27 protein-coding genes are annotated in these 25,029 nt (G+C 42.0%); 17 read left to right on the top strand and 10 right to left on the bottom strand.

The features are described from left to right. Positions 1-76: 76 nt before the first annotated feature. The 6 genes from JOC78_RS07280 to JOC78_RS07255 all read left to right on the top strand — a co-directional run bounded on the left by JOC78_RS07280 (position 77) and on the right by JOC78_RS07255 (position 7,033). Positions 77-1,444, top strand: coding sequence for a sigma-54 interaction domain-containing protein (locus JOC78_RS07280; protein WP_204553852.1), 1,368 nt, complete (start codon positions 77-79; stop codon positions 1,442-1,444). Then, a complete protein-coding gene (locus JOC78_RS07275) occupies positions 1,437-2,834 on the top strand; it encodes an APC family permease (protein ID WP_204553851.1) in 1,398 nt (465 codons plus the stop codon). The genes JOC78_RS07280 and JOC78_RS07275 overlap by 8 nt, the downstream gene beginning before the upstream one ends. A gap of 16 nt (positions 2,835-2,850) precedes the next feature. Beyond that, the gene (locus JOC78_RS07270; RefSeq protein WP_204554160.1) at positions 2,851-4,260 is read left to right on the top strand and encodes an NAD-dependent succinate-semialdehyde dehydrogenase; all 1,410 of its coding nucleotides are present in this window, start codon (positions 2,851-2,853) and stop codon (positions 4,258-4,260) included. A gap of 245 nt (positions 4,261-4,505) precedes the next feature. After that, complete coding sequence (locus JOC78_RS07265; protein WP_204553850.1) at positions 4,506-5,126, top strand: superoxide dismutase family protein; 621 nt, start codon at positions 4,506-4,508, stop codon at positions 5,124-5,126. A 290-nt stretch (positions 5,127-5,416) separates the two neighbouring features. Then, positions 5,417-6,064, top strand: a complete 648-nt coding sequence (locus JOC78_RS07260) for a methanogen output domain 1-containing protein (RefSeq protein ID WP_204553849.1) — start codon at positions 5,417-5,419, stop codon at positions 6,062-6,064. A 126-nt stretch (positions 6,065-6,190) separates the two neighbouring features. Next, positions 6,191-7,033, top strand: coding sequence for an STAS domain-containing protein (locus JOC78_RS07255; RefSeq protein WP_204553848.1), 843 nt, complete (start codon positions 6,191-6,193; stop codon positions 7,031-7,033). A gap of 86 nt (positions 7,034-7,119) precedes the next feature. Here the strand turns inward: JOC78_RS07255 and JOC78_RS07250 are convergent, their stop codons facing one another. Then, entirely contained in the window at positions 7,120-8,187 is a 1,068-nt protein-coding gene (locus JOC78_RS07250) for an NAD(P)/FAD-dependent oxidoreductase (protein ID WP_204553847.1), read from the bottom strand. 212 nt (positions 8,188-8,399) lie between these two features. Here JOC78_RS07250 and JOC78_RS07245 point away from each other — a divergent pair, with 212 nt between their 5' ends. Then, a complete protein-coding gene (locus tag JOC78_RS07245) occupies positions 8,400-8,636 on the top strand; it encodes a YuzB family protein (protein WP_204553846.1) in 237 nt (78 codons plus the stop codon). A 98-nt stretch (positions 8,637-8,734) separates the two neighbouring features. On the opposite strand, the gene JOC78_RS07240 is transcribed toward JOC78_RS07245, so the two are convergent. Next, complete coding sequence (locus tag JOC78_RS07240) at positions 8,735-9,424, bottom strand: DUF2225 domain-containing protein (protein ID WP_204553845.1); 690 nt, start codon at positions 9,422-9,424, stop codon at positions 8,735-8,737. Positions 9,425-9,622: 198 nt separating this feature from the next. Between JOC78_RS07240 and erpA the strand changes: the two genes are divergently transcribed. Next, a complete protein-coding gene (gene erpA / locus JOC78_RS07235; protein WP_204553844.1) occupies positions 9,623-9,991 on the top strand; it encodes an iron-sulfur cluster insertion protein ErpA in 369 nt (122 codons plus the stop codon). Between the two features lie 47 nt (positions 9,992-10,038). Here erpA and JOC78_RS07230 read toward each other — a convergent pair whose 3' ends face one another. Next, the gene (locus tag JOC78_RS07230) at positions 10,039-10,815 is read right to left on the bottom strand and encodes a CPBP family intramembrane glutamic endopeptidase (protein ID WP_204553843.1); all 777 of its coding nucleotides are present in this window, start codon (positions 10,813-10,815) and stop codon (positions 10,039-10,041) included. Positions 10,816-10,870: 55 nt separating this feature from the next. Here JOC78_RS07230 and JOC78_RS07225 point away from each other — a divergent pair, with 55 nt between their 5' ends. Beyond that, complete coding sequence (locus JOC78_RS07225) at positions 10,871-11,410, top strand: GNAT family N-acetyltransferase (protein ID WP_204553842.1); 540 nt, start codon at positions 10,871-10,873, stop codon at positions 11,408-11,410. Between the two features lie 368 nt (positions 11,411-11,778). Here the strand turns inward: JOC78_RS07225 and JOC78_RS07220 are convergent, their stop codons facing one another. Together JOC78_RS07220 and JOC78_RS07215 are read right to left on the bottom strand one after the other, a co-directional pair. Then, a complete protein-coding gene (locus JOC78_RS07220; protein ID WP_204553841.1) occupies positions 11,779-12,423 on the bottom strand; it encodes an SDR family oxidoreductase in 645 nt (214 codons plus the stop codon). Positions 12,424-12,494: 71 nt separating this feature from the next. Next, positions 12,495-13,496, bottom strand: coding sequence for an NAD(P)/FAD-dependent oxidoreductase (locus JOC78_RS07215; protein ID WP_204553840.1), 1,002 nt, complete (start codon positions 13,494-13,496; stop codon positions 12,495-12,497). A 350-nt stretch (positions 13,497-13,846) separates the two neighbouring features. Between JOC78_RS07215 and JOC78_RS07210 the strand changes: the two genes are divergently transcribed. The 4 genes from JOC78_RS07210 (at position 13,847) to JOC78_RS07195 (ending at position 16,271) form a co-directional block, all read left to right on the top strand. Then, the gene (locus tag JOC78_RS07210) at positions 13,847-15,067 is read left to right on the top strand and encodes an FAD-dependent oxidoreductase (protein WP_204553839.1); all 1,221 of its coding nucleotides are present in this window, start codon (positions 13,847-13,849) and stop codon (positions 15,065-15,067) included. Positions 15,068-15,131: 64 nt separating this feature from the next. Then, entirely contained in the window at positions 15,132-15,614 is a 483-nt protein-coding gene (locus tag JOC78_RS07205; protein ID WP_204553838.1) for an NUDIX hydrolase, read from the top strand. A gap of 95 nt (positions 15,615-15,709) precedes the next feature. Next, on the top strand, positions 15,710-15,820 hold the full coding sequence (locus JOC78_RS07200; protein WP_204553837.1) for a YuiA family protein: 111 nt from the start codon (positions 15,710-15,712) through the stop codon (positions 15,818-15,820). Positions 15,821-15,953: 133 nt separating this feature from the next. After that, positions 15,954-16,271 carry a YuiB family protein gene (locus JOC78_RS07195; RefSeq protein WP_204553836.1) on the top strand — a complete coding sequence of 106 codons (318 nt, stop codon included), beginning with the start codon at positions 15,954-15,956 and terminating at the stop codon, positions 16,269-16,271. Positions 16,272-16,362: 91 nt separating this feature from the next. Here the strand turns inward: JOC78_RS07195 and JOC78_RS07190 are convergent, their stop codons facing one another. Beyond that, on the bottom strand, positions 16,363-17,172 hold the full coding sequence (locus JOC78_RS07190; RefSeq protein ID WP_204553835.1) for a cobalamin-binding protein: 810 nt from the start codon (positions 17,170-17,172) through the stop codon (positions 16,363-16,365). A 99-nt stretch (positions 17,173-17,271) separates the two neighbouring features. On the opposite strand from JOC78_RS07190, the gene JOC78_RS07185 reads away from it, so the two are divergent. Both JOC78_RS07185 and JOC78_RS07180 read left to right on the top strand, forming a co-directional pair. Beyond that, positions 17,272-18,771: a leucyl aminopeptidase gene (locus JOC78_RS07185; RefSeq protein WP_204553834.1), complete on the top strand. Its 1,500-nt coding sequence runs from the start codon at positions 17,272-17,274 to the stop codon at positions 18,769-18,771. Between the two features lie 828 nt (positions 18,772-19,599). Continuing rightward, positions 19,600-20,919 (top strand): Na+/H+ antiporter family protein, encoded by a 1,320-nt coding sequence (locus tag JOC78_RS07180; protein ID WP_204553833.1) that lies wholly within the window; start codon positions 19,600-19,602, stop codon positions 20,917-20,919. Between the two features lie 418 nt (positions 20,920-21,337). Here the strand turns inward: JOC78_RS07180 and nhaC are convergent, their stop codons facing one another. Then, the gene (gene nhaC, locus JOC78_RS07170) at positions 21,338-22,801 is read right to left on the bottom strand and encodes a Na+/H+ antiporter NhaC (protein WP_204553831.1); all 1,464 of its coding nucleotides are present in this window, start codon (positions 22,799-22,801) and stop codon (positions 21,338-21,340) included. Positions 22,802-23,045: 244 nt separating this feature from the next. Here nhaC and JOC78_RS07165 point away from each other — a divergent pair, with 244 nt between their 5' ends. Together JOC78_RS07165 and JOC78_RS07160 are read left to right on the top strand one after the other, a co-directional pair. Continuing rightward, on the top strand, positions 23,046-23,447 hold the full coding sequence (locus JOC78_RS07165; RefSeq protein ID WP_204553830.1) for a hotdog fold thioesterase: 402 nt from the start codon (positions 23,046-23,048) through the stop codon (positions 23,445-23,447). 36 nt (positions 23,448-23,483) lie between these two features. Continuing rightward, complete coding sequence (locus tag JOC78_RS07160; protein ID WP_204553829.1) at positions 23,484-23,861, top strand: DUF2188 domain-containing protein; 378 nt, start codon at positions 23,484-23,486, stop codon at positions 23,859-23,861. 63 nt (positions 23,862-23,924) lie between these two features. Here JOC78_RS07160 and mnhG read toward each other — a convergent pair whose 3' ends face one another. The 3 genes from mnhG to JOC78_RS07145 are packed head-to-tail and all read right to left on the bottom strand — an operon-like array spanning position 23,925 to position 25,023. Further along, entirely contained in the window at positions 23,925-24,278 is a 354-nt protein-coding gene (gene mnhG, locus JOC78_RS07155; protein WP_204554158.1) for a monovalent cation/H(+) antiporter subunit G, read from the bottom strand. Beyond that, positions 24,262-24,546 carry a Na(+)/H(+) antiporter subunit F1 gene (locus JOC78_RS07150; RefSeq protein ID WP_204553828.1) on the bottom strand — a complete coding sequence of 95 codons (285 nt, stop codon included), beginning with the start codon at positions 24,544-24,546 and terminating at the stop codon, positions 24,262-24,264. The genes mnhG and JOC78_RS07150 overlap by 17 nt, the downstream gene beginning before the upstream one ends. Beyond that, positions 24,547-25,023, bottom strand: a complete 477-nt coding sequence (locus JOC78_RS07145) for a Na+/H+ antiporter subunit E (protein ID WP_204553827.1) — start codon at positions 25,021-25,023, stop codon at positions 24,547-24,549. Between the last annotated feature and the right edge of the window lie 6 nt (positions 25,024-25,029).

Raw genomic sequence — 25,029 nt, 5'->3', positions numbered from 1 at the left:
AGAGCATAGGCTAGCTTATCCCCTCGTTCATTTTTTGGTATAATACAAGAATCATTTAACGGGGGGAAGGCTTGTTATGAATCATCCTCAGGAACCAGTGTACAGTGAATTGTATGATATTTTCGAATCGTCTTTCGATGAGATCTTTGTAACCGATGCCAATGGAGTGGTTGTCCGTGTGAACTCCACTTGTGAAAAAAACTATCAGATGGCAGCGGTTGATTTAATTGGAAAGCACGTGAAAGAATTAGAGAAGATGGGGATATTCTATCCTTCTGCTACATTAAAAGTAATTGAACGGCCGCAGCCGATTGAGATATTTCAAATGACCAATTCTGGGCGCTATCTGCATGTGCGGACAAGACCGGTCTTTAATGAAGATGGTGATTTAAAAAGTGTCATCAGCTACTCACGGGATCTAACTGAAATTATGCAGCTTAGACATCAAGTGGAAGAGATGGAGGATCAGATCGCCACATACAAGAAAGACTTTCATGAGCCGCTTGAAGTAGAAGGATTAATTACGAAGAGTGAAAAAATGGAACGGGTCATGGTGACGATCCGCAAGATTGCTAAAGTGAATACGACGGTGCTTTTGCTAGGTGAAACGGGTGTGGGGAAAAGCCGCATCGTCCGAACCATTCATCAGTTAAGCGAACGGCGTAATGAAGTGTTAAATGAAGTGAATTGCGCCGCATTGCCAGATCAGCTGCTTGAGTCAGAACTATTTGGCTATGAAGGCGGTACATTTACAGGAGCTTTTCGAGAAGGGAAAAAAGGGTTGATTGAGTTATCCAATAATGGCACGCTGTTTCTCGATGAAATCGGTGAATTGTCATTAACAGCGCAAAGCAAACTTCTGCATGTGCTGCAGGAGAAACAGATCCGTCCCGTTGGAGGAAAATATCCGATCTCTTTAAACTTGCGAATCGTTGCGGCAACCAATAAAAATTTAGCTGAGATGGTCGAGCAGGGAACATTTCGAAGAGACTTATACTACCGATTGAATGTGGTGCCTATTCAAATTCCTCCGCTGCGGAAAAGAAAAGAAGATATCATTCCGCTCACTTATCATTTTCTGGACTACTTTAATCAACAATATGATTGCCAGGTTCGATTTTCTCCCAAAGTACTAAATGCCTTTCTGGATTTTTCATGGAAAGGAAATATTAGAGAACTTGAAAATATGGTCGAGCGTCTTGTCGTTACCAGTGATAATGTGGTTACTCTTAACGACTTGCCGATTGAAATGTTTGAACAGAATTTTGTGAAAAAAGGAAATACATTGCCAGAAGTGCTAGAAGAAGTAGAACGCAATATGGTGATTCAGGCTTATGAACAATTTTCATCTACTTACAAAGTGGCTGAGTTCTTAGGAATTAGCCAATCATCTGCAGCAAGAAAAGTAAAGAAATACATCGAGAGGGTTGAAGGAGATGGATAATAACAAGCAAGAAATGAAAAAGGTTTTATCAAAAACGGACGTATTATTTTTAGCAATTGGAGCAATGCTCGGCTGGGGCTGGGTTGTTTTATCAGGAAACTGGATTCTTGAAGCAGGCTCCATCGGCGCAATTATCGCCTTCGTGATTGGCGGATTGCTCGTTACATTTGTTGGGCTTGCGTATGCTGAATTGGCATCCGCTATGCCGGACTCTGGCGGAATCAATTATCATGTCAATCGGGCGATGGGAAGAAAAGCATCGTTCATCGCATCTTGGGCGATTACGCTCGGTTACGTATCGGTTGTTACATTTGAAGCCGTAGCCTTGCCGACCGTTGTGGATTATTTAATTCCCAACTATCAAACTGGATACTTATGGACAATTGCAGGCTGGGATGTCTACTTGACTTGGGTGCTGATTGGGTCAGTCGGAGCCATTTTATTGACTATTTTAAATTACATTGGGGTAAAAGAAGCTGCAGTAGCGCAAGTTGTCTTGACCAGTGCAATTGTTTTAATAGGGCTGCTGTTAGTTTTCGGTTCAACGATCAATGGGGATACGAGTAATTTAGATCCTTTCTTTGTAGATGGGGCAGCTGGAATTATGGGCGTATTAATTATGATTCCATTCCTGTTTGTCGGATTTGATGTCATTCCTCAGGTGGCGCGTGAAGCGAACATTCCAGGCAGAGATGTCGGTAAAATCTTGATTGTATCAGTCGCCTGTGCGGTTATATTTTATTTAATGGTTGCTTTTGGCGTATCAATGGTACTGGATGATGAGGCGTTAAAATCCTCACAATTAGCGACGGCTGATGCGATGGCAGCAGCATTTGGTTCTCCGATCTTTGCTAAGATCTTAATCATTGGGGGAATCTGCGGGATTGTAACAAGCTGGAACGCATTCATTATCGGAGGCAGCCGAGTGATTTACTCGATGGCACATAACGGAATGCTGCCAAACTGGTTTGGACAGCTGCACCCGAAATATAAAACACCGACGAATGCCATTGTTTTTCTTGGTGGATTAGCTGTATTTGCTCCGCTGTTAGGACGTCCTGCTCTTGTGTGGATCGTTGATGCCGGCGGACTTGGAATTGTGATTGCTTACTTCTTAGTGGCAGTATCCTTCATAAAATTACGTAAAAACGAACCTGAAATGGACCGTCCGTTTAAAGCAGGGAAGTCGAATGCAATCGGCTGGCTGGCAGTTATCATGAGCTTTGGTTTTATCGCTTTATATATGCCGGGCATGCCTGCAGCTTTAATCTGGCCGTATGAGTGGATTTTATTTGCCGGCTGGGCAGGGATAGGTGTATACTTCTTCTGGCAGATGACTAGAGAAAAATATCAGAATAAAGAGAAAAGTGAGAAACGGAGAGTCGGATAATATGAAAAATTGGAAAATGTATATTAATGGCGAGTGGGTAGACGGAGATAAAAAAATCGAGATTATTAACCCAGCAGTGAACGAAGCGTTTGCGACTGTTCCTGATGGAGGAACGGAAGAAGCGGAAAGAGCGGCAGATGCTGCTTATGAAGCATTTAAAACATGGTCGAAAAAAACAGCGGGCGAGCGCAGCGCTTATTTGAACAAGTGGTTTCAGCTGATTGATGAAAACAAGGAAGAGATCGGCAAGCTGATGACAGAAGAACAAGGCAAGCCGCTGAAAGAAGCGATTGGTGAAGTGAATTATGCTAATAGCTTCATTTCCTGGTATGCAGAAGAAGGAAAGCGCATTTACGGTGAAACGATCCCTGCGTCTGATCCGAAGAAACGGATTATCGTACAAAAGCAGCCAGTTGGAGTGATTGCAGCCATCACGCCTTGGAACTTCCCAGCTGCTATGATTACTCGTAAAGTCGCACCTGCTCTAGCAGCAGGCTGTACAGCAGTAATTAAACCGGCGGAGCAGACACCTCTAACAGCGATCCGTTTAATGGAACTGGCTGAAGAAGCGGGTATTCCAAAAGGTGTGCTCAACCTAGTAACTGGTGATGCGAAATCCATTGGGGAAGCATGGATGAAAGATGGCCGTGTACGTAAAATTTCTTTTACCGGATCAACAGAAGTTGGAAAGCTTTTGATGCGCGGTGCAGCTGAAACGATGAAGAAAGTATCGTTTGAGCTTGGCGGACATGCACCATTTATCGTGACGGAAAGTGCGGATCTTGAGAAAGCAGCAAAAGGATTAATCGCTTCTAAATACCGCAACGCTGGACAAACTTGTGTCTGCGCAAACAGAGTCTATGTTCACGAATCCGTAGAACAAGCATTTACGGAAGCGTTCGTGAAAGAAGTAGAGAAATTCAAAGTTGGAAACGGCTTAGAAGAAGGCGTGGATATTGGCCCATTAATCGATGAAGACGCTGTAGCGAAAGTAGTTGGCCAGCTGGATGATGCGAAAGAAAAAGGCGCGAAAGTAGCCATCGGCGGCAGTGCGCTAAAAGATTCAAACGGGTTCTTCGTGGAGCCGACTGTGTTAACAAATGTATCAGATGACATGCTTTGCATGGTGGAAGAAACATTTGGCCCGATCGCACCGATCACAACATTTAAAACAGCAGATGAAGTGGTAGAGCGCGCTAACAACTCACCATTTGGATTAGCGGCTTACGTATTCAGTGAAAACATTTCTGAAGCCATTCAAATTTCAGAAGGACTGGAATATGGAATCGTTGGCTTAAATGACGGACTTCCATCTGTTGCACAAGCGCCATTCGGCGGCTTCAAAGAAAGCGGCCTCGGACGCGAAGGCGGTCACTATGGCATTGAAGAATACCTTGAAATCAAATACATTTCATTAGGATTTTAATTGAGTGAAAGACACTCTGCTTCCTTTAGGACGCGGAGTGTCTTTTTTTTGGGCTTTGACGGGGTCCAGGTACGAGAGCGAAAAAATGTGATGTGAAGGACAATAAGTGGAGTGTGAACAAAAATAACTGTTTGACATAAGCAAAACGAAGGATATTAATGAACTTCACTATATTATGTTTACACGTCTTTTATTTAGTGAAAAGTGGATACTGGTACATATTTTAGGTGGAAGGGGACTAATGAATGAAGAAATGGATGTATGTCATGATGCTGATAGGGTTAATTTTTGTTTTAGCGGCATGCGGCAACAAGGATGAAGCGGAAAAAACGGAAGAAACACCAGTAGATGAGCCGGCAGTTGAGGAAACTCCTGCAGAAGAACAAGCTAAAGAGCCATCTGAAGAAACAGCGAGTGAAAAATTGATGGTGACGTTAAATAATGCGAATGAGGAAGAGGTTGGTACCGCAGAGCTTGAGGAAACGGATAAGGGTGTAAAAATTAAGTTAGATGCCAAAAACCTTCCGGCTGGCACGCATGGGTTTCACATTCATGAAGAAGCTAAATGTGAAGCGCCAGACTTTAAATCCGCTGGGGGTCATTTTAACCCAACAGATGCCAGCCACGGAGCAGACCATGAAAAAGGCCCTCACGCAGGCGACCTGCCTAATTTAGAAGTTGGGGAAGATGGGACGGTGCAAGAAGAATTCACTGCAGAAAAGGTGACTCTTAAAACGGGAGAAACGAATTCTTTGCTAGCAGAAGGCGGAACGTCACTTGTCATTCATGAAAAGGCAGATGATGGGAAATCACAGCCGTCAGGAGATGCAGGCGATCGTATAGTATGTGGAGTTATAGGTGGGTAGACAATAGAAAAAGAAGGTGAAAAAAAGTTTGGGCATCTATCTTATTGTCCAAACTTTTTTAAGGTGTGTGTCAAATTTAAACAAAAAATAGAAAAAGAGAGTTTTGATTCTTTTATCATAGGGTAAAAGAACTATGTGTAAGGAAAAAATAGTTGAGGAAAAATTTTTGACTCACATACAATTTCCTCTCGAATAGCATGATACAATATGTTGTAATAAAACTATTCAACTGTTTAAATGTTCCTTATAATATAAATATTGAAGTACTGAATAATAGGAGGATAAAAGTTTTGTCTAATCAAGTTACTCTCAACAGCACTGTATTTTTATCCAAATTGATCACTCAGTATGCCTATATACATGAAAAAACAGTAGGCAAGACAGCAGGTGAATACGTTCGGCAAATTGGACTCCGTACAGGGGAATGGATCGAGGGTTTATATAATGATCAGCATACAGGCCCATGGACGGTTGATGAGTATGCGGCGATCATCGTAGACTTGAAAAATTCAATTGGTGGACACTTTTATATTTCAGAAGTGCATCCGGATCATGTGGTAGTGAAATCGACCGCTTGTCCGTTTGGAGAGGCTGTGCAGGATGCACCTCATTTATGTAATATGACCTCGAGTGTATTTGGCGGTATGGCTTCCCGTCAATTTGGCTACGCCAAGGTCTCTCTAAGAAAAAGAATTGCATTAGGGGATCCAGGATGTGAAGTAGCTGTCTATTTCCAGCCAGAGGGAGCAGATGAAATAGGCGATGTTTATGAAAACTTGCGCAGAACACCAGACAATGGAGACCCGTTTAAATGGGAAGAAGAAACCATCTCACTTCTGCATGAAGAATTAAGGCAAAGTGATGAGCTCATTATGAAATTATTAAATGAGCTTGAAGATTTGCGGAATCAAGTAAAAGGCGATCAAGGACATAGATGAGTAAAGTTGCAGGTGAGAATGTCTCACATTTTTTCTTTGTGTTACAAGAGATAAGTGATTAACTTAGATTCTATATTTTTTTAAAGTTCATTTGAAATTGGACATTCTTTAGTTGGAGGATAGGGTATGGAAAACGAGTTGCGATTTTTAGGAGAGAAGATTTTAGAAAGAAGATATCAAATAGCGGAGCGCATTCATGAAAACACTAAGCATCAAAATCCGGACTATATTAACGTTTCGTATGATGAGATCATTGAGGTAAAAGTAAAGTTCATCGAAATGTTTGGCGACATACTGGTAAACCAGCCGGAAGAAGAAGCTGCTTCTCGAATGATTTTGTCTTATGGGAAAGAAATGGGGCAAGCGGCTTGCCAATTCGGCATTTCATTAGATGAAGCATTAAAATCTACGACAGAGTATCGGACCTATATATGGGAAGAGCTAAAGAAAATTATTAAAGAAAATGATATGAGCATTGATACGGTCTTTGATGTGAATTTTGTCCTTGACCCGCTTCTTGATCAAGCAGTTTATGCTTTTAGTTCAGCCTATGTGCATTTTCATCAGGAGACACTTGAAAAGTCTAAAATGGCTTTTTTAGAACTATCAGTTCCGGTGGTTCCTATTACGACAGGTGTAGCCATCTTACCTTTGATTGGCCATATTGATACAGAAAGAGCCAGCCTGCTAATGGAAGAAGTGCTTCAAAAAGCGACTAAATATAAACTCACACATTTGCTGTTTGACTTATCGGGTGTACTTGTTGTTGATACCATGGTAGCTGATCAAATCTTTAAAATTGTGGACGCGCTTTCTTTGCTTGGGGTTAAAACGATGTTAATTGGGATCCGGCCGGAAGTGGCTCAAACTATGGTGACACTCGGTGTGGATTTCAGCGGAATCACGATTGAAGCCAATTTAGAACAAGCGTTAAAGCATTTACAGCAATCCATAAAATTATTTTCCTAATAAAAAAGGATGAATCCCCATGCATACACGAATGGGGATTCATCCTTTTGTTGTTCTATGATGTTTGTTCTAAGGGGAGTATATACTTATCCGTTATGATATTTGTACATCCAAAGGACACCTGATTTAAGGAAGCGAGCGACTCGGCCTGTAATTGCCCGGTCAGCTACAAAACCAAATCCTTGCTTCTTGCCGAGTGAACCTAGAATTCCTTTTAATTTCATTTCAGGCATCGTTTCAGGCAGCGGTTCATTCTTCCAGCGCTTCTGAAGAACTTGTACAATTTGTTCCGCTTGCTCCTCAGCTAACTGGGCACTCGGTGCATGAGGAAGACTAGCACAGTCACCTACAACATACACATGCTCGTCTTCAGGCAAGTTATGGTAAGGAGTGAGTATCACACGACCTGAAGAATCAGCTTCTACTTCCATGTTGCGAACGACTTGACTAGGCTGAATCCCAGCTGTCCACACAACCGCATCCATTGGATAAGTGTCTTCATGATTATGTATCGTGTGAGGCTCGACTTTCGTGATATTGGCATTGTTAATCACTTCTACTCCATGATCGACAAACCATTTGTGAATGTAGCGGCTCAGACGCTCCGGGAAGTCTTTTAAAATTCGCGGACCGCGGTCAAACAATTTAATATCAAGGTCTGGGCGGCTTTCCCGTAATTCACTGGCCAGCTCAATTCCGCTTAACCCTGCTCCTACTATGCCAATTTTAGATCCTGCAGGCATGTTGGACAATGTCTGATACGTTTGTCTAGACTTTTCAATTGACTGAATACTATGGGTGTATTCATCTGCTCCTGGCACATTGTGATACTTATCTTCACAGCCAAGCCCAATCACTAGGTCATCATAGGAGACAGCGTCCTTATCTTTTATAAGGACTTGTTTATTGTCTCGGTCAATTCCAGTGACTTCGCCATATACAACATTCAAGCGAGAGTGCTCAGGAAAGGCAACTCGAACTTCATGATCAGAAATCGTTCCTGCTGCCAAAGCATAGTATTCTGTTTTTAAACAATGGTACGGTACTTTGTCTACTAATGTGATTGATACATCTTCTGGCAAGTGGTTAGGCAGCAAGCGCAAAAGAACACGCATGTTTCCATAGCCTCCGCCAAGCAACACTAACTGTTTCATCGTAATATCCCCTTTTGTCTATATGTATTAAAGTATGAGCACATGAAAGGATTTAAAGTCACAAAAAAGTCATATATTTTTTCTACCATAAAGAGTATATCGAAATAAGCCGCTTTTCACAACACGCAGCAAGGATTTTAGAAATAAAGTTTTCTGCTTTTCTCACGTGCCGTGAGATAGTAGAATAGGAAGGAAGAGGTGAGAACAAGCGAATGAAACCAATCATTGAGTTCTGTATCAGCAATTTAGCAAACGGTGCGCAAAAAGCGCTTGAAATATTAGAAAGAGATCCTAATCTCGATGTCATCGAATATGGGTGTACAGGCTATTGCACAAGGTGCGCCGAAGGCTTATTTGCCCTGGTAAACGGAGAAGTAGTCGATGGTGAGACCCCGGAGGCTCTAGTAGACAACATTTATGATTATCTTGAAGAAAACCCGATGTTTTAATGGTGAAAGGGACTGTCAGTTAAAGGCAGTCCCTTTTCCATGTGAAGCCGAATGTGCCTAACTAAAAAAGGACTGCTGTTTAGTTCAGTCCGGTCTGTTTAGGATGAGTGCTTCATTGTTTCTCTTAATTCATACCAGCGGTCGCGCGCCATTTCAATAATCTTTTTATCATTTGATATCCGCTGCTTTTCGATCACCTTTGAAAAATAAGTCGCTGCTTCTTCAAGGTGTCCGCTTCTGCGCAGCAGTTCTGCAATTAAATAAAGCACTTTCACTTCCGACATTTGTGTAGCTGTTAAATCTTCATTCAAGTAAGCATACTCGTATTGTTTTGCAGCCATCTCTAAAAAGCGAATCTCTTGCGCGCTGTTTTCGAGGTCGCGATAGAGCCAGGCGGTGCGCAAGGCTAGACCGGCAATTGTTAAGTGCTTTTCCCTCTTAATCATTCCATTATAAATCGCTAATTTGTAACTGTTGATTGCTTGATGAATCGTTCGTAAGCTTCCATAGTTCTGAGATACCCATTGCGAAGCTACCTTTTCCTGAAGCTCTTCTTTCACATTAGGGGCAAAGTATTTAGCGAAGTCATCCGTATAGGAAAATCCGCAGTGTACGCAAATCTTCACATTATAAAATAAAGGGTTAATATCTCCCTCATAAATTGGCTTTAAATCTGTGTCATGTTCCTTCACTTTTACAAAACTTGTGCGTATTTTAGTAGTAGGGAAGGTCTGCTGGCATAACAAGCATTTTTCTTGTTTTTCGTAAAAAGGAGAGACTTTTTCCATAGGGTCCACCTCCTGAAAATAGTTTATCGTGCCATATTACTTACTTTATTCTATTATTATAATACAAAATATGATAAAAGTATTGGGTAAAAAGAATGTTTCTTAAAATTGTTTGTTTAAGCAATAAATGCGGAAGAGTTGAGATGGCGCTTATTGCCGTATATACTATTAATAACGATAAAGGATGGAGGGATTCTGTTGGAAAACAAGCAAGTTGTCACCATCACTGAAGCTGCGGCTTATCAGATAAAAGAAATGATGAAACAAAATGAAGAAGAAGGCGCGAACCTGCGTGTCACTGTTCATGGGGGCGGATGCAGCGGATTGTCTTACGGCATGGGGTTTGATCAGGAAGTTAAAGAAGATGACACAGAGTTGGATCAATTCGGCATCCATATCGTTGTGGATAAAGAAAGTGTGGATATTCTAAGCGGTACGGTGATTGACTTCAAACAATCGCTGATGGGCGGCGGTTTTACAATTGAAAATCCAAATGCTATTGCTTCTTGCGGCTGCGGGTCTTCATTTAGAACAGCAAAAGATGCGGGTACGCCGGAGAATTGCTGATAAGGTAAATATAAAAGCTTGAGGGAACGATGTCCTCAAGCTTTTTCTTATATTAGAATCCATCCGCTTAACACCATGCCCATGTTAATGACAAAATGAAGAAACATAGCAGGATAAATCGAATTGGTTTTTAGAACGACGATGGCATAAAACACTCCGCCAAAAGAAAAAAGCAAGCTGGTGGACAGAGGAAAGCCGATGCTCAAGTGCTGAAGTCCAAACCCGAGACTTGTGATGGTAATGGCATATAATTGAGATACCTGTTTTTTTAAAGCCGATAAGAGCAGTCCTCGCCAAATCAGCTCTTCTAATATGGCATTAATCAATGAAAAGGCGAAAGCAAATAACAGAATAGATTGAATCTCATTCCATTGTTGCTGCGCGATAAAGGGAATGAAGATGGCTATATTGATGATGAAGGCACTCATCAAAAAATAGGATGTTTTGATTGTATGAAACGGAAGATGCATCGGCTGATTCCAATTTAATTTATGCTGAAAGAAAGCAACCTGTTTATTATGTAAGAGAAGGACCGAAATAAGACTCGCGGCAATAAGAAGAAGAGAACTTCTTTTGAGCACAACCTGCCATTCTTCGCTCAGAGAAAACCTCTCTACGACTTCCGTCATCAGCTGGAAGCCAAGAAAACCTAAAAGAAACGCTATAAAGATGCCGGATAAGAAACGGTACTGCTTATTTACTGCTAAGATGAAAAGCAAGACAATAAATAGTGAAGGAAAAACATTCCATATTTTTAATGAAACAATGATAATTCCGCTAAAGAAAAGCAGTGCCAATAAGGTTAAAATGATATTTTTTTGCAAACTCAACCACTCCTTAGCCTTATTTTACCAAATGTATTGACCAGGGAGGAAAGAAATGTTTATCCATAAAATTGATCAGGAAACTTCTTTGAAATTAATTGAATATAAAGATGCTGACAGCCTTTTTGCCTTAACGGATGAATCGAGACAGTACTTACGCGAGTGGCTGCCATGGATCGACGCAACAAAAACGGCAGAGGATACCAAAGCTTTTATTCAAAGCTCTTTAAAAGGGTATGCGGATAACAAAAGTCTTACAACAATCATCCTCGATAAAGACGAAGTGGCTGGAGTGGCAGGGTTTAATACACTAGACTGGGCAAATCAATCTGCTGCTATTGGGTATTGGCTAGGGGAAGGATTTCAAGGCAAGGGGATCATGACGAAAGCGGTCAAAGCTTTAGTGGATTATGCGTTCGAAGAAATGGGACTGAATAGAGTGGAAATTCGGGCGGCTGTAGAAAACGTGAAGAGCAGAAGCATACCTGAAAGATTGAATTTTAAGGAAGAAGGCATTCTTAGACAATCGGAGCGGCTGTATGGCCGGTATGTCGACCACGTCGTATACAGTATGCTTGCTGAGGAGTGGAAGTAACTGACATAAGAATTTCACTGCAGTGAAATATCGCTTAATTCTTAGGTCGATAGTGAAACGCTGATAGAATCGTGAAAGCTGCCGATAGAACCGCGGAAAGCGCTGATAGAATGACAAAGCCGCCGATAGAACCGTGGAAACCGCTGATAGAAGGCCTTAGGTGAACAATCTCTCATAAAACAAAAATAAAAATTAGCTAAATAAGGTTGTTTTTACCTAATTGTTCTATAGTTAGTTAAAAATCGGCTCAATTTTAAGCAACATATCACTAAAAAACCCAGGATCAATCCATACATTTGGAATGATCCTGGGATTTTTTTAAGAATTCACTTTTTTAGTAACCTCGCATGGACAAGTGGAGGTTGTTTTCATATGCTTTTCAACGCTTCTTCAATTGGTGTGCTTCCGCCGACAATTTCAAAGATCTTGTGTTCAGTTTCTTTCGTAAGCAAGGAATCAACCAGCACTTGTGCGACATCGTCACGTGAAATCATGTTGTTCTCAAGCGCGGTAAAATGACGGGAGATATCAATCATCCCAGTACCTGGTTCATTTGTTAAACCGCCCGGCCGGACAATGGTGTAGTTTAATCCGCTAATAGCCAGGTGCTGATCTGCCGCTTGCTTAGCTATCACATAGGGTCTGAGTGCTTCCGGAGCCATCGCCGGATTTTCTGTGCCGATAGAACTCAGCATAATAAAACGTTCAATCCCTTTTTCTTTGGCGAAATCTACCGCCTTTTTCGCGCCTTCTTGATCTACAGCAATGGTTTTATCATGGCCAGTGCTAGAACCAGATCCAGCGGCAAAAATAACCGCGTTCACATCATTCATGGCAAAGCTGAAATCCTGTTCTAAATCCGCAAGTATTGGCTTTGAACCGAGTTTCTCCATCTCTTCCGTATCAGACGCTTTCCGAATCATCGCCCGAACGAGATGCTGGCTGCTGTCAGAAAGAAGTTTCACCACTCTTTTGCCTGTATGACCTGATGCACCGATGACAAGTACGTTCATTCCATTCACCCTCTTTAATCATATAGTCTACTTATTAAAGTACCCAGTTTATATGATTAAAAACAGAAGGATTATTTTTGCTCGAATAATGATGTGCTATGAAGCGGCTGCACGCGCGCTTTTGGATCTAAATAAGCTTTTGCGTTATTCACAGCGGTAGGCGCTTCGCCAAATCCAGAGGCAATCAGCTTTACTTTGCCATCATATGTACAAATATCTCCAGCTGCGTAGATGCCTTCAAGGTTTGTTTCCATTTTAGAATTGACGACAATGTTATTCTTTTCGATATCGAGGCCCCAGTTCTTGAGGGGTCCCAATGAAGAGACAAACCCAAAGTTAATGATTAAATCATCAAGTTCCAACGTTTTTTTCGCATCGCCTTTTACCTCTTCGAATGTGATGGAATGGATGCTGGAACCATCACCTGTTAATTCGCTGGGAATATAAGGCGTTAAAACTTGGACGTTTGATTGAAGCAGCTGTTCTACGCTGTGTTCATGAGCTCGGAATTTGTCTCGGCGATGCACAAGCGTCACTTCTTTCGCAATCGGTTCGAGCATAAGAGCCCAGTCTACCGCGGAATCACCGCCCCCACAAATCACTACTTTTCGGTCTGCAAATCGATTCAAGTCCGTCACAAAATAATGAAGGTTTGCTTCTTCATATGCTTCTGCCTGAGGGAGTTCCAATTTTCTAGCCTGAAAAGCACCGTTTCCTGCTGTGATGATCATCGTTTTTGTATAATGAATGCCCTTATTAGTTGTTAGTTTAAATGATCCGTCAGGAAGTTTCTCTAGTTCTTGAACAGATTCCCCTAGACAAATAGAAGGGGAGAACTGGTTCATTTGTTCAACCAGGTTATCTACGAGTTCCTGTGCCCGTACTTTTGGGAAACCTGCTACATCATAAATGAATTTTTCTGGATAAAGAGTTGACAGCTGTCCGCCTAACTGAGGTAGGCTTTCTATAATTTTTACAGATGCTTGGCGCATGCCTCCATAAAACGCCGTAAATAAACCGACAGGACCGCCCCCAATAATGGTGATATCAAACACTTGCTCACTTGTTTCCATCGTACCCCTCCTCTAAACTGAAAGAATCAAATCATAAAACCATCTTATCATACCTACAATAGAAAAGAGACTGATCTAAAAGGGATTTATTTCATGTTTTTTATGTGTGAAATCGGGAAAGTTGATAGAAGAAAATCAAAAGAATTAATTGGCTCAAATGTCTTGAAAAACGATTCTAAAAAGCATATTATTGAAACAGATATGCAATTGTTAAGATTTTATGACAAACTTTAGAATCTTTTTTTACAATTATTCGTGAAAAATATCACATTCTTCATGAATAGTTTTATGTTGCTCAAACGGTGCGAAGCGATTCGCAAATATATGGATAAAAGGTGGAAGTGATTATTGTGAGAAAGCCGAAAATAGTTGTACTAGGTGCAGGTTATGGTGGATTAATGACGGTTACACGTCTTCAAAAAGCATTAGGCCAAGATGAGGCAAATATCGTATTGGTTAATAAAAATGATTATCACTACGAAACAACATGGCTGCATGAGGCATCTGCTGGTACATTGCACCATGATCGTGTTCGCTATGACATCGACAGTGTCATCAATCGCAGCAAAGTAGAATTTATTCGTGCGGAAGTAGAAGATATTAAGACAGACGAAAAGAAAGTCGTGTTAAACACTGGAGAAATTGATTACGATTATTTAGTATTTGCATTAGGCGGAGAGTCTGAAACATTTGGAATTGAAGGTTTGAAAGAACATGCTTTCACTATTTCTAATGTGAATGCTGCTCGTCAAATTCGCGAACATATTGATTATCAGTTTGCCACATACGCGATGGAAACGGAAAAGAAAGATGAACGTTTGACAATCGTTGTTGGAGGCGCTGGTTTCACTGGAATCGAATTCTTAGGAGAAATCACAAACCGTGTGCCAGAACTTTGCCGTGAATATGACATTGACTACTCAAAAGTTCGTATTTACTGTGTAGAAGCAGCTCCAATGGTTCTTCCTGGATTTGATCCTGAGCTTGTGAAATACGCGGTCGCTCACCTTGAGAAAAAGGGTGTAGAATTCAAAATTGGCACAGCGATCAAAGGTGCAACACCAGAAGGCATTAAAGTGGCTAAAGGTGAAGATGAGACGGAAGAAATTAAAGCTGGTACAGTTGTATGGGCAGCCGGCGTTCGCGGAAGCTCTGTCATCGAAAAATCTGGAATTGAAAACATGCGTGCCCGCGTGAAAGTCAATCCTGATCTTCGTGCGCCAGGCCATGACAATATCTTCGTCATTGGAGATTCTTCATTAATCATTAACGAAGAAATCAATCGTCCATACCCTCCAACTGCTCAAATTGCGATGCAGCAAGGTGAAGTATGCGCGCGCAACTTAGTGAAGTTAATTAAAGGCAGTGAAGATGCGTTAGAAACATTCACTCCTGACATTAAAGGTACTGTATGTTCTCTTGGTGATGACGATGCGATCGGTGTTGTTTTCGGCAAGAAAGTTACAGGAACAAAAGCTTCATTCATGAAGAAAATGGTCGATAACCGTGCATTATACATGATCGGCGGACCTTCTTTAGTGCTTAAAAAAGGTAAATTCAACGTACTATAATCATACATCACAGAAATGGACCGTCCTTTTTAAGGCGGTCTATTTTTTTGCGGAGGAGAATAAGATGAAAAGAGGATCGGTGTGGTTAGCAGCAGCGGGACTGGTAGTGGATGAAATGGGAAGGTGGCTCGTTGTCAAAAAGAATTACAGCGGATTAAAGGGACAGTGGTCACTTCCGGCAGGTTTCGTGGACGCGGGAGAAACAGTTGATGAAGCAGCTATTCGCGAGGTGAAAGAGGAGACGGGAATTGATAGTGAAATTTGCGGTGTGATTGGTATTCGCACGGGCGTTATTCGTGAGAAATTAAGTGATAATATGGTGATCTTTCTGCTAAGGCCGATTGTCCCCAATCAGTCAATTAAGATTCAAACAAGTGAGTTAATGGATGCATGCTGGATGATGCCCGAGGACCTGCGAAGAGATGAATCTACTTCTGCGTTGTTACATACATTGACTAAGACTTTTCAAAAGGAATCGTTAAGCTGCATTCATGGGTTAGATCCGGGCAAGCAATTTGAATATACGACATATAAACTATTCTTCTAAAAATGATATGAATATGAGCGAAAAAGGATATTGTTAGCCGTTCTCCAAACATGATATATTATCAGAAAATTAAAATAAATCGGAGGCGGACAACTATGAAAGCAAAAGCAAATGTGAAGAAGTGTGTTTATTGTGAAGGAAAAGGATATTTTCAGCTTTTACTCGGCGGTTCAGAGACTTGCCCGAAGTGTGAAGGCAAAGGATGAACCCATTATAGGCTAGACTGCTTTTCCGACTATGTGGATATCTGATACATCGTACAATTGTCGCTTATTCGTCATTGACGTTTTCTCTTAGTTTCAGTACACTAAAATTTAGTGATTTAAGGGAGGAAACGTCATGCATATAGCCATTTTATTAGTGTCTATTTTATTATTTTTCGTGCTGTTTTTTGGCATCGGCTTTTTGTTAAATATGCTTTTGCGAATGACGTGGGTCATGGCGATTTTATATCCGCTCGTCACGATCATGATTGTTGACGGCATTAGCACATTTGACTATATTTTTAACGCGAATGAATCGTTTAATCTTTTAGGAAACAAGATTACCTCATTACAAGCAGCCGATTTAGTGATTCTATTAAGCGGATTCTTAGGAGCTGTTACAGCGGGAATCACGATGAGAGTACTGCGGGAAAAAGGCTATCAAATGTTTTAACAGCTTCTAAATTAAGGAGCTGTTTTTTTGTGCGTAAGTCTAATGAATGGAAACAAGCAGCCTAATCCATTCATTAGACTGCTAGTTACCTCTACTTTTTAAAAAGCGGATCAAGTTCTATCATTCGATAGCTGTCGGGATGGAGAAGCATAGCTAATTTGTGTAATCCAATGAGGAGACGGGGAGACGGACGGCAAAAATATTCCTCTTCCATCACAGCCACACGTCCAGATTGCACAGCCTGCAGGTCGATCCAGCCCGGTCTTTTTTTGACAATCTCAGGATCTATTTTTTCTGTCTGCACCCCCACCCAAGAGAGAAGAATGTAATCAGGATCGCGCTGTTTTACATCATCCCAGCTGGTTTGAAAATTAGCCGTGTGCTCAGTGGCGAAAACATTCGTTCCCCCAGCGAGTTCGCTTATTTCTGTCAGCCAATTAATGCGCCCTGGTGTAAAGACAGGTTTAGGCCACCATTCCCAATATAATGCGGGATGGTTCTCTATCGTATTAGCCACCTGTTGAAACAGCTTTAATTGCGAAAAATATTGGTTCGCTATTTCTTTCGCTTGCTCTTCAACTCCGCAAGCTTTACCTGCTTCAAGTAATGAATCACCAATATCCTGCAGGGATTGAGGGTTTGTGACTATATAGGGAAGTCCGCGTTTCTTTAATTCCTCTATATTTTTCTCCATTCCAGGAACGCTTAACGAAGCGATCACAAGATCAGGTTTCAATGCTTCTACTTTATCCATATCAATAGAGAGGTCAGGACCTAGTTTAGGAAGAGATTGGATAGAAGCAGGCCAGTCAGAAAAGTCATCCACACCTACTAGCTGACTAGTTAGACCAAGGTATTCCACAAGTTCGGTGTTACTGGGACAAATGGAGATTAAACGCATGATTTCACTCCTTTAAGAAGATTCTTTCTTTTCAGTGTAGCATGTTACATTCGAATCGTGTATTTCTTTTCGATATAATGAAAGTGGAGGTGGCTAGATATGTTTACGGTAAAAAATGAACTATTTTTGCAGCAGACAGAAGAGAGTTTAATAGTTGGTTTATATGATAAACCAATTAAATTTGAAGGTGCATTAAAAGAACTGGACGATGCATTTGACAGTCAGTTAACTGAATTAATAAAAGAAGGGGATCTTTCTGCAAGGTCTAAGGCGATTTCGATCTTGCCGACTTATGGAAAGCTGCCTGTAAAAAGATTAATTTTCATTGGGCTAGGTAAAGAAAAACAGGCGGATTTCCACGGAGTGAAAGAAGCTTTTGGCCATGCCTTTACACAAATTAAAAAGCTCAAGCTGACATCAACGGCTGTGGCGCTTGACAGCTTTCAATCCGATGCAATGGAAATAATGGATTCCGCTCAAGCATTCAGTGAGGCCTTTGGATTGGCAACATACGAATTTAAAGGGTATAAAAAAGCTTCGAATGAGCCTGAAAAACAAATTGAAAAGCTAACCGTCTATACAGAAGCAGACACGGATGAAATCAAAGCGGCTCTTGCAGTCGGTTATGCATTGAGTAAAGGCACCAACTCAGCAAGAACGCTGGTGAATACACCGGGAAACTTAATGACAGCATCAGACCTTGCACACCATGCTGAACAATTAGCTGAAACGTATGGCTTTGAAGTGGAAATTCTAGAAAAAGCAGAAATTGAGAAATTAGGCATGGGCGCATTTTTAGCCGTCAATCAAGGATCGGCCGAACCGCCCAAAATGATCACATTAAAGTACCAGCCGAAAGAAGAGTGGACAGATGTACTTGGACTCGTAGGCAAAGGAGTCACATTCGATACAGGCGGTTACTCCATCAAGCCAAAAGACGGAATTGTGGGCATGAAAACCGATATGGGCGGAGCAGCAGCTGTGCTTGGTGCGATGGAGATTATTGGAGAGCTGAAGCCTGATCAAAATGTCGTAGCCGTGATCCCTGCGACAGATAACATGATCAGCGGACACGCGTTTAAGCCGGATGATGTCATTACGTCGATGAGCGGAAAAACGATTGAAGTGCTGAACACAGATGCGGAAGGGCGGCTAGTTCTTGCTGATGCCATAACCTATGCTAAGCACCATGGAGCCAATTACCTTGTAGATGTGGCGACACTGACAGGCGGTGTCGTAATCGCGCTTGGTACAGATAAAACAGGTGTGTTTGCAAATAATGATGAGCTATATGAGGAAGTTCTCGCTGCCTCAGAAGAAGCGGGTGAATTTATGTGGCGCCTGCCGTTAACAGAGAAGGATAAAGAACGGATTCGCAGCAGTAAAATTGCCGATTTAAATAACTCCCCAGGAAGAGAAGGACACGCGATCATGGGAGCGGGCTTCATTGGCGAATTTGCTGAAGGCACGCCATGGGTACACCTCGACATCGCTGGTACAGCAGATACGAATAAGAGCGGCCCCCTCGGACCAGACGGAGCAACAGGCGTCATGGCGCGGACTCTCGCCTTACTAGCCGTAGCAAAAGGAGAAAAATAATTTTAGGAACACCGTCTGATTGTGCAGACGGTGTTTTTTTGATGCAGCGGGACTCTTGATTGGGCAGGATTATTCCGTGAACGGCAGCGAGGGTTGATCAGCCGCCCCCCAGTCTAAATTACGAAACGGCAGGATTATTGAGTGAAATGGAAAGATTATGAGCGGAAATAGAAAGAATACCGGCTAAATCAGAAAGAATTAGAGTCCAATTGGAAAGAATCTAGACCGAAACGGAAAGAATGCAGCTCAAATAAAGCGGCCAGGCACATGTCTGGGTGGTGGCAGCGAGGGTTGATCAGCTGCCCCCCAGTCTAAATTATGAAACGGCAGGATTATTGAGTGAAATGGAAAGATTATGAGAGGAAATGGCAAGATTATAGGCCAAATTAGAAAGAATTAGAGTCCAATAGGAAAGAATATTGGCCAAAATGGAAAGAATGCAGCTCAAATAAAGCGCCAGACACCTGTCTGGGGGTGACAGCGAGCGATGATCAGCCGTCTCAAGTCAAATGTACGAAATGGCAGTATTATTGAGTGAAATGGCAAGAATATGAGCGGAAATGGAAAGAATATAGGCCAAATTAGAAAGAATCCGAGCCAAATTGGAAAGAATATTGGCCGAAATGGAAAGAATCCGTCCCAATTTAAAAAGAAATCATCCCCCAACCACATACCAGCCCGCTAAAACAACATTACACACGTACACTAGCTCTTATCTCCTACGATTCTACAATTTTCTATTGACAGAAACCTTCAAAATTTGCTATCTTTTAATCATGTTTTAGTTCTTTACCAATTTAGCAAACTAAAGGGAAAGGGGCATCTTAGATGAATGCTGTAGTAATTGCTGTCATCATCATGCTTCTCCTCAGTCTATTACGTGTAAATGTTGTATTTTCATTGATTACGGGTGCACTGGTCGGGGGAGTTATTGGTGGCTTAGGAACCGAGGGAACGATTACGGCTTTTTCAGAAGGCGTAGGCGGCGGAGCGAATGTGGCGCTCAGCTATGCATTATTGGGAGGATTCGCGGTAGCCATATCGAACACCGGACTGCCGAATGCTCTAGTAGAATTTATTTTGAAATATGTAGGTAAAAAAGAGGATGCGCGAGCAGAGAAATTATCAAGAGCTCTTATTCTATTTCTAATCTTATTAATGGCTTGCTTCTCTCAGAATCTTGTACCTATTCATATTGCGTTTATTCCATTGTTAATTCCGCCATTATTAAAAATCATGGATGAGTTAAAAATGGATCGCCGGTTAGTGGCTAGTGTGCTGACATTCGGATTAGTTACACCTTATATGCTGCTGCCGGTTGGATTCGGACAAATCTTCCACGAAATTATTGCGTCAAACATGACAGACAGCGGAATGAAGGTCGATGTGAACCTAGTGCCGAAAGCGATGCTGATTCCAGCAGCTGGAATGCTTGTCGGATTGTTAATTGCTTTGTTCATCTCTTACCGGAAACCGAGAACATATGATAACCCATTAATGCCAGTGACGGTCGCTGAACAAAAAGGCTATTCGAAAAGCGGAATTATCAGCTCTTTGATCGCGATTGTGGCAGCGCTTGTCGTGCAGCTTATGACTGATTCCATGGTCTTTGGCGCTCTTGCGGGTATTATCGTCCTTTATGTAACGAGAGCGATGAAATGGAATGAAGCTGATCGCCTGCTGACTGACGGTATGCGTATGATGGCGTTTATCGGATTTGTAATGATCGCGGCTTCAGGCTTTGCTAATGTCATGAGTGAAACCGGAGATGTGGAAACATTGGTGAAACAAGCAGCTGATGCAATTGGCGGAAATCAAGTGCTTGGCGCATTATTAATGCTGATCGTTGGCTTGCTTGTAACAATGGGAATCGGTTCATCTTTCTCAACGATTCCCATTATCGCAACAATCTTCGTTCCGCTGGCGATGGAGTTAGGGTTCAGCCCAATGGCTACCATCGCATTAGTAGGAACGGCCGGAGCACTTGGCGATGCGGGTTCACCAGCATCAGACAGTACGCTTGGCCCGACATCTGGATTGAACGTGGATGGACAGCACAATCACATTTGGGATACATGTGTACCTACTTTCCTTCACTATAATTTGCCTGTCATCTTATTTGGCTGGCTGGCAGCAATTATTCTTTAACGAAAAAAGGCTTCCTCGACAAGAGAACGATCTTGTTGGAGGGAGCTTTTTCTTGTTTTTTTGTATTTTCATAAAAGAATCAGTCAGAAAATGTGCAAGCCGCCCATGCCTGTTCGCCCGACTTTGCATAAACCATTAGTAGGCAGAAAAAGGAGGTTTACTAATGTATCGAAATCAATATTATCGAAACCAGCGATTCTTACCGTTTTTTGGAGCGCCTTTCCTTGGAGGATTATTAGGCGGCTTTTTAGGAGGGGCTATTTCAAGACCTCCGTACTACCGTCCCCCTTGCTACCCGCCGTATTGCCCGCAGTATCCGCCATACCAGTGGTATCAGCCAGGACCATTCAATCGTCCACCATACGGCTACTAAGCAGATAAAAAGGACTTCCGCATACTTGGAAGTCCTTTTCGTCTATTAATAAGCTTGTGAAATACGCCCTTGATTTTCTTCTTCCGTTTCATTCATTGCTTGCTCTTCTGCATCTAAACGATCGATCTCTTCCTGCGTCAGCTTTTCTATTTTAAATCCGGTAAATCCGTAAATGATTGCAATGACTGGACTGATAAAGCACAACAATGCATATGGTGCGTATTGAAAAGTGGAAACACCGAGAGTGGCTGTCATAAATGCACCGCAAGTATTCCAAGGCACCAACGGAGAAGTCATCGTACCTGCATCCTCAAGTGTCCTCGATAAATTCTTAGGGTGGAGCCGTTTCTTTCGATAAGCTTTTACATACATCCGGCCAGGAAGCAAGATGGACAAGTACTGATCGCAAGCAACGACATTCGCTGTCATACAAGTGACGACTGTCGTAGCGATTAAACTGCCGGTAGATTTAGCTAACTTTAATAAGCTGTTAACAAGGGTTTCTAAAATTCCGCTCGTTTCTAGTATTCCACCAAAACTCATGGCAATCATGACGAGAGAAACGGTGTACATCATCGCTTCTGTTCCGCCATTATTCAGCAAGTTGTTTAAGACTTCACTGCTCGTTTCTTTTTCAAAGCCGTACACCATGATTCCTAATATATCAGAAACAGCTACGCCTTGAACGAGGACAGCCACAATAGCGCCGAGAATTGAGCCGATGACCAGACCTGGTAGAGCAGGGGTCTTCATAGCGATTAAGCTTAAAACAACGACAGGAACAAGCAGCAGCCACGGGCTGATAATGAAGATATCGCTAAGGCTTTGCTGAAGCGCTTGTACTTCTTGAATACCAGCTGCTTGTTCTTTAAAAGAAAGACCGATAAAGTAATAAATAACAACCGATATGAAAAGTGCTGGAATAGTGGTATAAAGCATATGGCGAATATGGTCAAACAGATCTACTCCAGTAATACCAGGAGCCATATTCGTTGTTTCTGACAACGGAGAGATCTTGTCCCCGAAATAACAGCCGGAAATAACAGCTCCAGCAACCATAGCAGTATTCACACCAAGACCAGCACCGATCCCCATAATAGCGATGCCAATTGTTCCTGCTGCTGTCCAGGCATTACCGGAAGCAATGGCGACGATACTGCAAATAATGGCAGCTGCCGGAAGGAAATAAGCAGGGGATAGAATATCAAGACCGTAATAGATCATAGTTGGAACTATACCAGCCGCCAGCCACGTGCCGATGATGGTGCCAATCACCATTAAAATCAGCAGGGCCTGCATAGCGAGGGACACGGCATTAATAATTCCTGATTCTAAATCACGCCAAGTATATCCTAAATAAATTGAGACGAGAGAAGCCACAGTAGCACTTAATAAGAGAGGAATATGAGGATCTGCTTCATACATAAATATTCCTGTAAATAAAAAGCCAATCATCGCTAGGATAGGAATCAAAGCGATGCCTAAAGAGGGTGTTTTCTTCTTAGTCATTTTCTAGCACTCCTTTAATAATGTGTATTTTACTAGATTTATTGCAAGTAATGTGCCAAATAATTAAATTTTCTTAATTTTCTATAACTAGAGACTTTTAGAGGGTTAGTGTGTATGAAATAAGCTATATTTATATACAAGTTTGCATAGGTTATGCAATTATGCATAAGAAGCGATTTAAAGGATTTAAAAGAAAAAGGTCGAATAGTAAAGTGAATAGCAATTCATTAAGAGGAGGGTACGTATGGAACTGAAACAAACATTAATTCACACATTGGGCATGGAGTTTGTCACGATTGAGGATGGGAAAGTAGTGATGACGATGCCTGTGGACGAACGGACACGTCAGCCATTTGGCTTCTTGCATGGCGGTGCTTCGGTAGCTTTAGCTGAAACAGCAGCGAGTGTAGGCACTGCTCATTTGATTGATCAAGAGAAGCAGCTTTGTTTTGGGCTAGAAATCAATGCCAATCACATTAAAGCTAAGAAAGAGGGAGTAGTGACGGCGACAGCAGAGGCGGTGCATAAGGGGCGTACAACGATGGTATGGGAGATTAGGCTGACAGATGAAGAGAATCAATTAATCTGCCTCTCCCGCTGTACAATGGCTGTTGTGGATAAAAAAGGCCGTTTCAGTTCAGAATAACCGGGTAGATACGTATACAAAGAGGAGGGAATAATTATGCCTTGGAGTAAAAATGATTATCCTGATTCCATGAAGAATCTGCCCGACGAGGTTCGTGATAAGGCGATTGAAATTGCCAATGCCCTGCTAGAGGAAAATAAAGATGAAGGACGAGCCATCGCCATTGCGATTGACCGCGCCCGCAGCGCTGTTGGAAAAGGCCATGGCAATGACGAGGGCCGTCCAGTATACCATCTGCAGCCGAAAGAAGATGGCTGGCAGCTGATCAAAGAAAATGGGCAACGAAGTATTTTAACAGACGAAACAAAAACGGATTTGTCGGTCCGAGCGAAAGAATATGTAAAAGAACATGATGGGATCTTGGTGGTCCATAAAGAAGATGGAAGCGAAGATCAGCGCTTATATGAAAATTAATAGTAAGTAAAAGAAGCGGACTCGTTTGAGTCCGCTTCTCTTTATGAACCAAGAGAATCTGTTTTAGTGCTCTCGTTCTTTCTTTTTATATTGTAGATCATCACGTACGCTTTTCTCCCAGAGCTTCACTCCTGAATTATAGGCAGCGCGGCTGATCAAGTGCCCTGCCACCGGTGCTGTAATGAAGATAAACGCAATACCGAGCAGGATTCGCGAGCTAAAATGGCCTTCTATGAAATAAAAGTACAAAAAGGCGGCGAGCAAAATGCTCATTACACCTAGCGTAGCACTTTTAGAAGCGGCATGGTTACGCGTATACACATCAGGTAAACGAATCAACCCGAATGCCGCCACAAGGCTGAGAAAGGAGCCGAAAAGTAAAAAGATCACAATCAACCATTCACTGATTACGGTCATTTTCAATAATCTCTCCTTTCTCTAGGAACTTAGCAAAAGCAACCGTTCCGATGAAAGCTAGAATCCCCATCAAAAGAATGACATCTAAAAAAGCATTCGTATTTAACAGCATGGAGATGATCGCAATAATGGCGACAAGATTAATGCCAATCGCATCAAGTGCCACTACCCGGTCAGGAACAGTCGGTCCTTTAATGAGCCGGTAAACAAGCCCAAGCATAGACAGTGTAAGACAGATTAAAGAAATCTTCATGACGAGCTCTAACATTTACCTGCTCACCTCCATAATCGCTTTTTCAAACGTGTTTTTAATACTTTCAATGGAATCCTGTACATCCGCAATATCAATCGCATGAATGTAGAGTGTCTTATTATCATCTGATACATCAACAACAAGTGTACCAGGCGTCAGTGTAATCAGATTGGCAAGAAGTGTGATCTCCCAATCTGATTCGAGCTCTGTTTCTAAAGCAAAGATGCCGGGTTTAATGGCTAGTTTAGGCTGCAGCACGACTTTCAGCACATCAATATTAGCCATGATCAATTCTTTGAAAAACAGCATTGTTAAGTAAATGACCGCATATACACGATGCATATAGAATCGTGTACTGAAAAAGCGGCGCATGCCATAAATGACAATTAAGCCGATTAAATATCCGACGAAGAAGGTGGTGCTCGTAAATGAAACCTGCAAAAACATCCATAGAAACGCTAAAAAGAAATTAAGTAAAATTTGAAAAGCCATATGACA

The organism is Bacillus ectoiniformans, from assembly GCF_016908875.1.
In the GTDB taxonomy this organism is placed as follows: Bacteria; Bacillota; Bacilli; order Bacillales; family Domibacillaceae; genus Bacillus_BX; species Bacillus_BX ectoiniformans.
This window is presented reverse-complemented; position numbering and strand designations above follow the sequence as displayed.